The 12,742-nt window shown below is 72.0% G+C and carries 11 protein-coding genes; 9 read left to right on the forward strand and 2 right to left on the reverse strand.

The genetic code is table 11. From position 1 onward, the window contains the following. Positions 1-30 precede the first annotated feature (30 nt). A complete protein-coding gene (locus ACZ2G1_RS16990; protein ID WP_368796561.1) occupies positions 31-423 on the reverse strand; it encodes a tautomerase family protein in 393 nt (130 codons plus the stop codon). Positions 424-700: 277 nt separating this feature from the next. Here ACZ2G1_RS16990 and ACZ2G1_RS16995 point away from each other — a divergent pair, with 277 nt between their 5' ends. The 7 genes from ACZ2G1_RS16995 to ACZ2G1_RS17025 all read left to right on the forward strand — a co-directional run bounded on the left by ACZ2G1_RS16995 (position 701) and on the right by ACZ2G1_RS17025 (position 9,166). Continuing rightward, positions 701-1,660 carry a sugar phosphate isomerase/epimerase family protein gene (locus ACZ2G1_RS16995; protein ID WP_017832725.1) on the forward strand — a complete coding sequence of 320 codons (960 nt, stop codon included), beginning with the start codon at positions 701-703 and terminating at the stop codon, positions 1,658-1,660. Positions 1,661-1,694: 34 nt separating this feature from the next. Beyond that, positions 1,695-2,621, forward strand: a complete 927-nt coding sequence (locus ACZ2G1_RS17000; protein WP_470377186.1) for a sugar phosphate isomerase/epimerase family protein — start codon at positions 1,695-1,697, stop codon at positions 2,619-2,621. Next, entirely contained in the window at positions 2,618-3,604 is a 987-nt protein-coding gene (iolC, locus tag ACZ2G1_RS17005; protein ID WP_035926933.1) for a 5-dehydro-2-deoxygluconokinase, read from the forward strand. Before ACZ2G1_RS17000 ends, iolC begins: the two co-directional genes overlap by 4 nt. Next, complete coding sequence (locus ACZ2G1_RS17010) at positions 3,601-4,539, forward strand: Cgl0159 family (beta/alpha)8-fold protein (protein WP_109222525.1); 939 nt, start codon at positions 3,601-3,603, stop codon at positions 4,537-4,539. The genes iolC and ACZ2G1_RS17010 overlap by 4 nt, the downstream gene beginning before the upstream one ends. Further along, complete coding sequence (gene iolD / locus ACZ2G1_RS17015) at positions 4,536-6,491, forward strand: 3D-(3,5/4)-trihydroxycyclohexane-1,2-dione acylhydrolase (decyclizing) (RefSeq protein WP_470377187.1); 1,956 nt, start codon at positions 4,536-4,538, stop codon at positions 6,489-6,491. Before ACZ2G1_RS17010 ends, iolD begins: the two co-directional genes overlap by 4 nt. 12 nt (positions 6,492-6,503) lie before the next feature. After that, positions 6,504-8,039 (forward strand): CoA-acylating methylmalonate-semialdehyde dehydrogenase, encoded by a 1,536-nt coding sequence (locus tag ACZ2G1_RS17020; protein WP_136340941.1) that lies wholly within the window; start codon positions 6,504-6,506, stop codon positions 8,037-8,039. An 89-nt stretch (positions 8,040-8,128) separates the two neighbouring features. Continuing rightward, complete coding sequence (locus ACZ2G1_RS17025) at positions 8,129-9,166, forward strand: Gfo/Idh/MocA family protein (RefSeq protein WP_430888238.1); 1,038 nt, start codon at positions 8,129-8,131, stop codon at positions 9,164-9,166. Between the two features lie 102 nt (positions 9,167-9,268). Here ACZ2G1_RS17025 and ACZ2G1_RS17030 read toward each other — a convergent pair whose 3' ends face one another. Next, a complete protein-coding gene (locus ACZ2G1_RS17030) occupies positions 9,269-10,276 on the reverse strand; it encodes a LacI family DNA-binding transcriptional regulator (protein ID WP_470377738.1) in 1,008 nt (335 codons plus the stop codon). A gap of 195 nt (positions 10,277-10,471) precedes the next feature. Between ACZ2G1_RS17030 and ACZ2G1_RS17035 the strand changes: the two genes are divergently transcribed. Both ACZ2G1_RS17035 and ACZ2G1_RS17040 read left to right on the forward strand, forming a co-directional pair. Continuing rightward, positions 10,472-11,650, forward strand: coding sequence for a Gfo/Idh/MocA family protein (locus ACZ2G1_RS17035; RefSeq protein ID WP_336650252.1), 1,179 nt, complete (start codon positions 10,472-10,474; stop codon positions 11,648-11,650). Continuing rightward, positions 11,647-12,654: a sugar phosphate isomerase/epimerase family protein gene (locus ACZ2G1_RS17040; RefSeq protein ID WP_426120341.1), complete on the forward strand. Its 1,008-nt coding sequence runs from the start codon at positions 11,647-11,649 to the stop codon at positions 12,652-12,654. Before ACZ2G1_RS17035 ends, ACZ2G1_RS17040 begins: the two co-directional genes overlap by 4 nt. The last annotated feature ends 88 nt before the right edge of the window (positions 12,655-12,742 follow it).

Below are 12,742 nucleotides of genomic sequence, written 5' to 3' on the forward strand. Positions count from 1 at the left end.
CCTTTCCCGTGCGCCGAGCCGGCCGAGGGGTCAGAGCCGGCCTTCGAGGAACTGCGCGACGCCCTCGCCGAAGGACCAGTCCTCGCGGGTGTTCTCGGTGACGGAGACGATGAGGTCCTGCGGGTCCAGCCCGGTGCGTGCGCGGAGGCGGTCGGCCAGGGCCCGGTACATGGCCTGCTTCTGGGCCTCGCTGCGGCCCTGCTGGACGACCTGGACGATGACGAGGTCGTCGGTGCGGGTGAGGCCGAGCCCGGTGTCCTCGGCGATGATCTGGCCGGGCCGGTGCTCGGTGATGATCTGGTAGCGGTCGCGGGGCGGGGCCGCGAAGGTGTCGAGCATGACGTCCTGGACGGTGTCGGCGAGCTCGCGGAGCTGTTCGGGGGTTCGACGGTCTTCGGTGACGTCGATGCGCACGAGGGGCACGGGTGGGTCCTTCCGGTGGATGACACGTGGTGGACGACTGTTCCACCGTGCTCGAAAGTATGTCAAGACATTACAACAAAGAAAAGACCTGATGGGCGTCCCTTCGCCCCTTCCGTGGCCCCGAACCGGGTGTCGGGGATCGCCCGGCGCGCAGTTAGACGGTATGTCTTTACAAACTGACCTGATGTCGTATTCTGGTTGTGATCCGGACCACTGATCGGCCGGGCGCACGGGATCCGCACCGTGACGCCGGTCCAGCACCAGAAAGCAGGTCACCATGGCGCAGCAGAGCGCGACCTCCACGACCGCCGGCGCGGCGGCACAGCAGCAGAACCCCGTCCTCATCGGCACCGCCCCCGACTCCTGGGGCGTGTGGTTCGCCGACGACCCGAAGCAGACCCCCTGGGAGCGCTTCCTCGACGAGGTCGCCGAGGCGGGCTACTCCTGGATCGAGCTGGGTCCCTACGGCTACCTGCCCACGGACCCCGCCCGGCTCGCCGACGAGCTCGCCCAGCGCAACCTGAAGGTCTCGGCGGGCACCGTCTTCACGGCGTTCCACCGCGGCGCCGGCCAGTGGCAGGAGGCGTGGGAGCCCGCGCGGAAGGTCGCCGAGCTGACCGCAGCCATGGGCGGCGAGCACATCGTGGTGATCCCGGCCATGTGGCGGGACGACGTGACGGGCCAGGCGCTCGAGAACGAGCACCTGAGCACCGAGCAGTGGAACGCGCTGTGCGAGGGCCACGACCGGCTGGGGAAGGTGCTGCGGGAGGACTTCGGTCTGCAGCAGCAGTTCCACTCCCACGCCGACTCCCACGTGTGCGGCCAGCCCGACATCGAGACCTTCCTGCAGCGCACCGACCCCGAGCTGGTCACCCTCTGCCTGGACACCGGCCACGCCGAGTACGGGGGAGCGTCCTCCGTGGACCTCATCCGCCGCTACCCCGAGCGGATCGGCTACCTGCACCTGAAGCAGATCGACCCCGTGGTCCTCGAACGCGTGCGCCGGGAGAACCTGACCTGGGCCGCGGCCAACCTCGCCGGTGTCATGGTCGAGCCGCCCGCCGGTCTGCCGGACCTCGCGGAGGTCATCGCAGAGGTGGAGAAGCTGGAGCGGCCGGTCTTCGGCATCGTCGAGCAGGACATGTACCCCGTCTCCTCCTTCGACGTCCCGCTGCCCATCGCCACCCGCACGCGCTCCTACCTGCTGGGCTGCGGCTCCCGCACCCGCGTCCGCTGACCCGTCCGCGCACCACAGACCTGGAGATCCGCCCATGAAGATCGCCCTCGATCCCACCCCGTTCCACTCCACCCACTCCCTGCTCGAGTTCCCGCAGCTCGCGGCGGACCTGGGCTACGACCACCTGCAGCTCACGCCGCACGCGGACTTCCTGCCCTTCTTCGGCCACCCCAAGGCCGACGACCGGCTCGTCGCGGACCTGCGGGCGGCCTGCCGCGCCGCCGGGGTGCAGATCGCCTCCGTGCTGCCCGTGCTGCGCTGGTCCTCCCCGGACCCCGACGCCCGTGAGGCCGCCGTGCGGTACTGGAAGCGCGCCGTCCGGATGACGGTGGACCTCGGGGTGCAGCAGATGAACACCGAGTTCTCCGGCCGGCCCGAGCTGTCCGAGGAGTCCGAGCGCGCGTTCTACCGCTCCATGGAGGAGCTGCTGCCGCTCGTCGAGGCGGAGGGCGTGCACATCGCGATCGACCCGCACCCCGACGACTTCGTGGAGCAGGGCCTGGCCGCGTGGCGGGTGATCCGGGGCGTGAACTCCCCGAACCTCGGCTTCGCCTACGTGGCCCCGCACACCTTCCACATGGAGGACGCGCCCCTGGACATCATGGCCGCGGTGGGCGACCGCCTGCGCGTGGTGCACGTGGCGGACACGATGGACCACCACCGCTCGCACGGGCTGCGCTACATCACCAACCCCCCGGGCAACGCGGCCCGGGTGCACCAGCACCTGAAGATCGGCGACGGCGACGTCGACTGGGACGAGTTCTTCGGCGGCCTCGCCACCAACGGCTTCGTCGACCGGGCGGACTCCGTGATGGTCTCCTCGGTCTTCGCCGAGGACGAGAGCGCGATGGAGGTCTCCCGCTACCAGCTGGAGCAGATGACCGAGCGCGCCGAGGCGGCCCGGAAGGCCGCCGCCGGCACCCCGCAGCACACCGAGCAGAGGACGGAGGCCCACGCGTGAGCTACGACGTCGTGACCCTGGGACGCATCAGCGTCGACATCTACCCCGACGACATCGGCGTCGGACTCGAGGACGTGACCACGTTCCGCAAGTACCTCGGCGGTTCGCCCTCCAACGTGGCGGTCGCCGCGGCCCGCCACGGCGAGTCCACCGCGGTGATCACCCGCACCGGCGACGACCCGTTCGCCACCTTCCTGCACCGCGAGCTCACCCGCTACGGCGTGGACGACCGGTTCGTGAGCGCCGTGCCGGGGCTGCAGACCCCCGCCACGTTCTGCGCGATCCGCCCGCCCGAGGACTTCCCGCTGTACTTCTACGGACGCTTCCCCACGGCCCCGGACCTGCAGATCCGGCCCGAGGAGATCGACACCGAGGTCGTGGCCGACACGCGGATCCTGTGGTCCACCGTCACGGGTCTGTGCCAGGAGCCGTCCCGGGCGGCCCACTTCGCCGCCCACGAGGCCCGTCCCCGCGAGCAGCTGCGGGCCGACCAGCACACGATCCTGGACCTCGACTACCGGCCCATGTTCTGGGAGTCCGAGGAGGACGCCCGCGCGCAGGTCCACGAGCTGCTCGGCCACGTGACCATCGCCATCGGCAACGACAAGGAGTGCGCGGTGGCCGTGGGGGAGGGCACCCCCGACGAGCAGGCCGACCGGTTGCTGGAGGCCGGCGTGCGGATCGCCGTCGTCAAGCTCGGCCCCGAGGGGGTCATGGCCAAGACCCGCGACGAGCGCGTGGTCTCGGCCCCCGTCCCGGTGGAGACCGTCAACGGCCTCGGCGCCGGCGACTCCTTCGGCGGGGCCTTCTGCCACGGCATCAACCAGGGCTGGAGCCTCGAGCAGGTCCTCGACTACGCCAACGCCTCCGGCGCGATCGTGGCCTCGAAGATCTCCTGCTCCGACGCCATGCCCACCCCCGCCGAGGTCTTCCAGCTGCTGCGCGAGCGCGGCCGCGCCGTACCCGAAGGAGCCACCCGATGACCACGACCACCCCCCTCGAGCTCGACACGGCGGACCCCCGCCGCTACGAGCACCTGACCCGGGTCCGGCTGGAGGACCCGCGCGCCGTCCAGCGCGCCGCCGACTCCCGCCGTCGTCACCCCGGACCCGTGCACGGGCGGCAGAACTTCGTCGTCGCCGCGGACCACGCGGCCCGCGGCGCCCTGCGGGTGCGCGGCGAGGCCGACGCCATGGCCGACCGGCGCAGCCTGCTCGACCGGCTGCAGATCGCCCTGGCGGACCCCCAGGTGGACGGCGTGCTCGCCTCCCCGGACGTGCTGGACGACCTGCTGCTGCTCGGGGCGCTCGAGGGCAAGCTCGTCTTCGGCTCCATGAACCGCGGCGGTCTGCCCGGCCTCGTCAACGAGATCGACGACCGCTTCACGGGGCACACGGCCGAGGCCCTGGACCGGATCGGCGCCGACGGCGGCAAGATGCTCACCCGCATCTGCTTCGAGGACCCGCACACCACCTCCGTCCTGGAGAACACCGCCAGGGCGGTGGACTCCCTGGCCGCCCTGGGGCTCATCGCGATGGTGGAGCCGTTCATCTCCCGGATCACCGGCACCGGCATCGTCAACGACCTCTCCGCCGACGCCGTGATCCAGTCCGTGGCGATCGCCCAGGGGCTCGGGGGAACCTCCGCGCACACGTGGATGAAGCTGCCCGTGGTCGAGGACATGGAGCGCGTCATGGCGGCCACCACCCTGCCCACGGTCCTGCTGGGCGGCGACCCGAGCAGCCGGCCCGACGAGGTCTTCGCGACCTGGGAGGCCGCCCTCGCGCTGCCCGGCGTCCAGGGCCTGACCGTCGGACGCACCCTCCTCTACCCCGAGGACGGCGACGTCGCCGGCGCCGTGGCCACCGCCGCGTCCCTGCTCAAGGGGCACACCGTCGAGGAAGGAGCCGCCCGATGAGGACCCGCACCCTCTCCGTCTCCCAGGCGCTCGTGGAGTTCCTGGCCAACCAGTGGACCGTCGACCGGATCGGTGCCGAGGAGTACCGGCAGCGCACGATCCCGGGCATGTTCGGCATCTTCGGCCACGGCAACGTGGCCGGGGTGGGCCAGGCCCTGAAGCAGTACCAGGCCCAGGACCCCGCCCTGATGCCCTACTACCAGGGCCGCAACGAGCAGGCCCAGGTGCACCAGGCCGTCGGCTACGCCCGGCACACCCGGCGCCGGGCCACCTTCGCGGTGTCCACCTCGATCGGCCCCGGTGCCACCAACATGGTGACCGGCGCCGCCCTGGCCACCACGAACCGGCTGCCCGCGCTGCTGTTCCCCTCGGACCAGTTCGCCTCCCGGCGCCCGGACCCGGTGCTCCAGCAGCTCGAGCGGCCCGACGCCAACGACATCACCGTCAACGACGTCTTCCGGCCGGTCAGCCGCTACTTCGACCGCGTCTGGCGGCCGGAGCAGCTCTTCTCGGCGCTGCTCAACGGCATGCGGGTGCTCACCGACCCGGCCGAGACCGGCGCCGTGACGATCGCGCTCCCGCAGGACGTGCAGGCCGAGCCGCTCGAGGTGCCCGAGGAGTTCCTCGCCCCCCGGGAGTGGCGGATCCGCCGGCCGGCGCCCGAGGAGGAGGACGTCCGCGCGGCCGTCGCGGCGATCCGCGCGGCCGAGCGGCCCGTGGTCATCGCCGGCGGCGGGGTGCACTACTCCTTCGCCACCGAGGCGCTGGCCGAGTTCGCCGAGACCACCGGGATCCCTGTGACCTACACCCAGGCGGGCGTGGGGGTCATGGACTGGGACCACCCGCTGTGCCTCGGGGCCGTCGGCTCCACCGGCTCCACGGCCTCCAACGCCGTGGTCGCCGAGGCCGACCTGGTGATCGGCATCGGCACCCGGTACGAGGACTTCACCACCGCGTCCCGCACCGCGTTCCAGCACCCGGACGTGCGCTTCGTCAACATCAACGTCGCGGCGTTCGACGCCTACAAGCAGGGCACCGCCGTGCCGGTCGTCGCCGACGCCCGCAAGACGCTCGTCGAACTGACGAGGGCGCTCGGCGGGTACCGGGTCGGTGCGGACCTCGCCGAGACCGTCGAGCGGGAGAAGCAGCGCTGGGACGCCACCGTGGATGCGGCGTTCTCCGAGCGGCACCTGCCGCTGCCCAGCCAGAACGAGATCATCGGGGCCGTCAACGAGGCCATGGACGACCGCGACGTCGTCGTGTGCGCGGCGGGCTCGCTGCCCGGTGACCTGCACAAGATGTGGCGGGTCAAGGACGCCTTCGGCTACCACGTCGAGTACGCGTTCTCCTGCATGGGCTACGAGATCGCCGGCGGGCTCGGGGTCAAGCGGGCCGCCGTGGCCGAGGCCCAGCGGGCCGGGACGCCGCAGGACGCGCGCGACGTCGTCGTCATGGTCGGGGACGGCTCCTACCTGATGATGCACACCGAGCTCGTCACGGCCGTGGCCGAGGGGCTCAAGCTCGTGGTGGTGCTGATCCAGAACCACGGCTACGCCTCGATCGGCGCGCTCTCGGAGCAGCTGGGGTCCCAGCGCTTCGGCACGAAGTACCGCTACCTCGACGGGCGGCGGCACAGCTTCGACGACGGCTCGACGCTGCCGATCGACCTCGCCACCAACGCCGAGTCCCTCGGCGTGCGCGTGCTGCGGGTCGAGCCCGGCGATGGCGTGATCGACCGGCTGCAGGCGGCCGTGGCCGAGGCCAAGGCCGTGCCCGAGGGCTCCGGTCCCGTACTCGTGCACGTGGAGTCGGACCCGCTGATCGACGCGCCCAGCTCCGAGTCCTGGTGGGACGTGCCCGTCACGGGCACCGCCACCCTCGAGTCCACGAACGAGGCCTACGAGGTCTACCAGCAGCACAAGGCCCGGCAGCGTCCGCTGCTGGGGAACTGAAGGAGGAGTCCCATGACCCAGCAGATCGACAGGACCGACCAGCAGATCCAGCACGTCGAGCACTTCATCGCCGGGGCCCGCACGCCCGGCACCGGTGACCGCACGCAGGAGATCTACAACCCCGCCACCGGGCAGGTGTCCGGCATCCTGCACCTGGCCACCGACGAGGACCTGCAGACCACGGTGGCCGCGGCGCGGAAGGCCGCCGACTCGTGGGGCGACGTGTCCCTGGCCAAGCGCACCGCCGTGCTGTTCAAGTTCCGCGAGCTCGTGGCCGCCCACACCGACGACCTCGCCGCCCTGATCACCGCCGAGCACGGCAAGGTGCTCTCCGACGCCAAGGGCGAGGTGGGCCGCGGCCTCGAGGTCGTCGAGTTCGCCTGCGGGATCGCCGAGCAGCTCAAGGGGGAGTACTCCGACCAGTTCTCCACCGGCATCGACGTCTACTCCTTCCGCCAGCCCCTCGGCGTGGTCGCGGGCATCACCCCGTTCAACTTCCCCGTGATGGTGCCGCTGTGGATGGCCCCCGTGGCGATCGCCACCGGCAACGCCTTCATCCTCAAGCCCTCCGAGCGCGACCCCTCCCCGGCCCTGCTGATCGCCGAGCTGTGGCAGCGGGCCGGCCTGCCGGACGGGGTGTTCCAGGTGCTGCACGGCGGCAAGGAGGCCGTCGACGGGCTGCTGACCCACCCGGACGTGGACGGCATCTCCTTCGTGGGCTCCACCCCGATCGCCCAGTACGTGCACGAGACCGCGACCAAGCACGGCAAGCGCGTCCAGGCACTCGGCGGGGCGAAGAACCACGCGATCGTGCTGCCGGACGCGGACATGGACTCCGCTGCCGACAACCTCACGGCGGCCGCCTTCGGCTCCGCCGGGGAGCGCTGCATGGCCGTGTCCGTGGCCGTGGCCGTCGGCGAGGCCGCCGACCTGCTCGTGGACAAGCTGGCCGAGCGGGCCAAGGACATCACCGTGGGCAACGGCATGGACGCCTCCTCCGACATGGGCCCCGTCATCACCCCCGCGTCCCGGGACCGCGTGCGCCGGATCGTCACCGCCGCCGAGCAGGACGGCGCCGCCGTCGTCGTGGACGGCCGCGACCTGATCGTGAAGGACCACGAGGACGGCTTCTTCGTGGGCCCCACCGTCCTGGACAGGGTCCGGAAGGACATGCAGGCCTACGAGGAGGAGATCTTCGGGCCCGTCCTCGTGGTGCTGCGCGTGGACACCCTGGACGAGGGCATCGAGGTCATCAACGCCAACCCGTACGGCAACGGCACCGCGATCTTCACCTCCTCCGGCGCCTACGCCCGCCAGTTCAAGCGGCAGGTGACCGTGGGCATGATCGGCGTCAACGTCCCGATCCCCGTGCCCGTCGCCTGGCACTCCTTCGGCGGCTGGAAGGCCTCGCTGTTCGGCGACCACCACATCTACGGGCCCGACGGCGTGCGCTTCTACACCCGCGGCAAGGCCGTCACCGAGCGGTGGCCCGAGCCGCACCACGCCTCGGGGGCGTCCTTCGCCTTCCCGTCCTCGTCCGACCACTGACCCGCACGCCACCCCGCTCCCGCCGGTCCCCGCACCGGCGGGAGCGCCCCGCACATCCCGCCCCGCAGGGGCGGCGGAAGGAGAACACCATGAACACCCCGCTGCGCGTAGCCGTCGTCGGAGCCGGCCGCATGGGCGCCGACCACATCGAGCGCATCCACCGCCGGATCAACGGCGCCGAGATCGCCGCCGTCGTCGACATCGACCGGGCCCGGGCCGAGGCCGCCATCGCCCACATCCCCGGCGCGGTCGCCCACACCGACTTCCAGGAGGTGCTCGACCGGGACGACATCGACGCCGCCCTCATCGCCACCCCCGGGTTCCTGCACGAGCAGGTGCTGCTGTCCGCGATCGAGCACGGGCTGCCCACGCTGTGCGAGAAGCCGCTGACCCCGGACGCGGAGTCCTCCTGGCGCGTGGTCGAGGCCGAGGTGGCCGCCGGCCGGCAGCTGATCCAGGTCGGCTTCATGCGCCGCTTCGACGCGGGCTATCTCGCCCTGCGCCGGATGATCGAGGAGCAGCCCTACGGGGAGCTGCTGACCCTGCACCACCAGCACCGCAACCCGACCACCCCGCCCGGGTTCACCAACGAGATGATCATCAACGACTCCGTGGTGCACGAGTTCGACGCCGTGCGCTTCTTCACCGGGGAGGAGATCACCTCGGTCCAGGTCCGGATCGGGCGCTCCACCCGCAACGCCCCGGAGGGCCAGAAGGACCCGCAGCTGGTGCTCATGGAGACCGAGTCCGGGATCCTCGCCCAGGTCGAGGCCTACGTCAACGCGCAGTTCGGCTACCAGGTCGCCACGCAGGCGTCCTTCGAGACCGGCGTGGTGGGCATCGGCGGCGACAGCGAGCCCTACGTCCGCACGGCCGGCACCTGGGGCGGCAGCGTCACCCCGGGCTTCGAGGAGCGCTTCGTCGAGGCCTACGACCGCGAGATCCAGGCGTGGGTCGACGCCGCGGCGCGCGGGCAGATCGGCGGTCCCTCGGCGTGGGACGGCTACGCCACGGCCGCGTGCTGCGAGGCCGGCGTCCGGGCGCAGGCCAGCGGGGAGATCGTGCCCGTGCGGATGCAGCCCAGGCCCGAGCTCTACAGCACGGCACCGGTGGCCGCCCGCGCCTGAGCGGCAGCGGGGGCCGGCGTCAGGGCGCGGCGGGGCGACGGCCCCACCGCGCCCTGACGCGTCTCCCCGGCGCGGCGGCGGGGCGCTCGCGGGGCCCCGCCGTCACCCGGTCGCGCGGGGTGCCGCCGTGGAGCCGCGGACGACCAGCTCCGGCTCGAGCAGGACCGCCGCCCCCGTGTCCGGGCCCCCGCCGATCCGGGCCACCAGCCGCTCGGCGGCCACCGCGCCGATCTCCGCGTTGCGGCTGTCGACGGTGGTCAGCCGCAGGAGGTGGGTGGAGGCGATGGGGGAGTCGTCGTAGCCGACCACCGAGAGCTCCTGCGGCACGCGCAACCCGCGCTCACCGGCCGCCGCGAGGGCCCCCATGGCCATGGTGTCGTTGGCGGCGAAGACCGCCGTGGTCTCCGGAGCGGCGTCGAGCAGGCGCACCGCGGCGGCGTAGCCGTCCTCCTCCGTGGTGGCACCGTGCCCGGCGACGGCGCGGGGCTCGAGGCCGGCCGCGGCCATCGCCGCCGCGAAGCCCTCCGCCCGCAGCCGGGCCGCTCCGCCGCCGCCCGTGAGGTGGCCGATGCCGCGGTGGCCGAGGCCGATCAGGTGCTCCGTCGCCAGGCGCGCGCCGAGCCGGTCGTCGTTGGCGACGACCTCCGCACCCGGTATCACGCCCTCCCGGTGGCCGGCCACCACGACGGGCAGCCCCTCGGGCACACGCATGGCCCCGGTCGGCTCGGTGGCGATCACCAGCCCGTCGACGCGCATCGACAGGAAGCCGTCCAGCGGGTGCGCCTCCACGTGCGCGTTGAGCGTGTGGTCGGCGACCGCGATGCGCAGCCCGTGCGGCGCCAGGCCCTCCTGCAGACCGCGCAGCAGCTCCACGAACCACAGGTTCCGCCAGTCGTCGATGACCACCCCGATGGTGCGCGTCGTCGCCCCGGCCAGCGCCGCGGCGGCCTGGCTGGGGCGGTAGCCCAGCCGCTCCACCGCCTCCAGGACGGCGGCCCGCCGGGCCTCCGAGACGCTGGGGGAGCCGCGCAGGACGAGGGACACCAGGGACTTCGAGACGCCCGCGCTCCGGGCGACGTCGTAGATGGTGGGCGGACGCGTGTTCACCAGAGCATTGTCTCCCGAAATGTGTCCTGACAAACCTCTTGACCCGGTTCGGGGGAAGACCCTACGCTCATTGGAGCGCTCCAATCGTGACCGGTGCCACAGTGCCCGGCGCGACGGTCGCTCTTCCTGCGTGTTCGTCCTGTTCCCGAACCGTCCTCATCCCGCCCCCAAGACCCGTCCCCAGACCAGGAGAGAAACATGACCGACAGCATCGGCATCGCCGTCATCGGCGCCGGCATGGCCGGCCAGGCCCACGCGGCCGCCTACCGCGTGGCCCCCACGCTCTACGACCCCGTCCTGCCTCCGCTGCGCTACGTCGCCATCGGCGACGTCAACGAGACGCTGGGGGCGCACGTGGCCCGCCGCTACGGCTACGAGAAGGCCCTGGGGTCCTGGGAGGCGGTCGCGGAGGACCCGGAGATCGACGTGGTCAGCGTCGTCATCGCGAACCGCTTCCACCGCCGGGCCGTCGAGGGCCTGCTGGCGGCCGGCAAGCACGTGCTGTGCGAGAAGCCGCTCAGCGACACCCTCGAGGACGCCCGCGCCATGGCCCGGGCCGCCGAGCAGGCCGAATCCATCGCCCGCATCGGCTTCACCTTCCGGCGCACCCCCGGCATCGCCGCGATCCGCGACCTGATCCAGGGCGGGACGCTGGGGAAGGTCCTGCACTTCAGCGGCCGGTACTGGACCGACTACGGAGTGAACCCGAAGGCGCCCATGAGCTGGCGCTACAAGGGCGGCCCGGGCTCCGGGGCGCTGGCCGACGTCGGCAGTCACCTGGCCTATGTGGCGGAGTTCCTCTGCGGGGACGTCCGCTCCGTCAGCGGTGGCCGGCTGGCCACGGCCATCTCCGAGCGGCCGCTGCCCCTGGGTGCGGTGACCGGCCACCACCTGGTGGAGGTCAGCGACGACTACGAGCCGGTCGAGAACGACGACTACGCCGCGTTCTCGGCGGAGTTCGCCACCGGCGCCGGCAGCCTGGAGGTCTCCCGGGTGGCGGCCGGGCACCCCAACACCCTGACCTTCGAGGTGTTCTGCGAGAAGGGTGCCGCGCGGTTCAACCAGCTGCGCCCGGCCGAGATCGAGCTGTTCCTCACCGACGGACCCGAGGCCACCAACGGCTACCGCACCGTCAACCTCGGCCCCGGCCACGCCTACCTGTCGCAGGGACTGGCCATGGACGCCCCCGGCGTCGGGTTCGGCCAGAACGACGCCTTCGGCTACCAGGCCCGCGCCTTCCTCGAGGAGGTCGCCGGTCTCGAGGAGTCGGCGTCCCTGCCCCGCAACGCCTCCTTCGCGGACGGCGTGCACAACATGGAGATCCTGGAGGCGGCCGTGGAGTCCGCCACCCACCACGGAAAGAAGGTCGTCCTGTGAAGCTCGGCGTCTACAACGCGATCCTGCACGACCGCCCGCTCCCGGAGGCGCTGAAGGTCATCGCGGACCTCGGCCTGACCGGCATCGAGATCAACACGGGCGGGTTCCTCCCGGCCGTCCACGTCCCGGACATGGACCAGATCCTGGAGAGCGACGCGGCCCGCGACGACTACCTGGGGCTCTTCGAGGGCACCGGCGTCTCGATCGCCGGCCTCAACTGCAACGGCAATCCGCTGCACCCCAAGCGGGCGATCGGCGAGAAGCACGCCGAGGACATCCGCCGCTCCATCCGGCTCGCACATCGCCTGGGCCAGGACCGCGTGGTGACGATGTCCGGGCTGCCGGGCGGGGAGCCCGGGGCCACGGTGCCCAACTGGATCGTCAACGCCTGGAACTCCGGGGCCCTGGACATCCTGGACTATCAGTGGGGCATCGTCGCCGACTTCTGGAAGGAGACCGACCGGATGGCCGCCGATCACGGCGTGAAGGTGGCCCTCGAGCTGCACCCGCAGAACGTGGTCTTCAACACCGCTGACGTCCGCAAGCTCATCGACCTGACCGGCGCCACGCACGTGGGCGTCGAGCTCGACGCCTCGCACCTGTTCTGGCAGCAGATGGACCCGGTCGCCGTGATCCGCGAACTCGGCCCGCTGATCTTCCACGCGGCCGCGAAGGACGTGCGGATCAACCAGGAGAACGCCGCGCTCTACGGTGTGCTGGACAACAGCTTCCGCCGGCTCTCGCCCGAGGAGGACCGCACCAACCTCGGCGGCGACGAGTGGGCCAACGAGTGGCCGAAGGACTCCGCCTGGGACTTCGTGGCGCTGGGCCGCGGCCACGACACCGCCTACTGGGCCGAGTTCCTCACCGCCCTGCACGAGGTCGACCCGGACATGGCCGTCAACATCGAGCACGAGGACGTCTCCCTGGGCCGCATCGAGGGCCTCGAGATCGCCGCCGGCGTCCTGAAGGACGCCGCCGCGTCCGTCGGCGCCCTGCGCTGACACCGTCCACGGACGACGACAGGGCCTCCTCCACACGGAGGGGGCCCTGTGTCGCGCCCCTGGGCCGGTGGAGCGGGGGCTCCGAACT

This window comes from Kocuria sp. KKT182, assembly GCF_055635395.1.

Coding starts and splice junctions, on each gene's coding strand:
- ACZ2G1_RS16995 (WP_017832725.1), top strand. CDS start 701: ATGGCGCAGCAGAGCGCGACCTCCACGACCGCCGGCGCGGCGGCACAG.
- ACZ2G1_RS17000 (WP_470377186.1), top strand. CDS start 1,695: ATGAAGATCGCCCTCGATCCCACCCCGTTCCACTCCACCCACTCCCTG.
- ACZ2G1_RS17010 (WP_109222525.1), top strand. CDS start 3,601: ATGACCACGACCACCCCCCTCGAGCTCGACACGGCGGACCCCCGCCGC.
- iolD (WP_470377187.1), top strand. CDS start 4,536: ATGAGGACCCGCACCCTCTCCGTCTCCCAGGCGCTCGTGGAGTTCCTG.
- ACZ2G1_RS17020 (WP_136340941.1), top strand. CDS start 6,504: ATGACCCAGCAGATCGACAGGACCGACCAGCAGATCCAGCACGTCGAG.
- ACZ2G1_RS17025 (WP_430888238.1), top strand. CDS start 8,129: ATGAACACCCCGCTGCGCGTAGCCGTCGTCGGAGCCGGCCGCATGGGC.
- ACZ2G1_RS17035 (WP_336650252.1), top strand. CDS start 10,472: ATGACCGACAGCATCGGCATCGCCGTCATCGGCGCCGGCATGGCCGGC.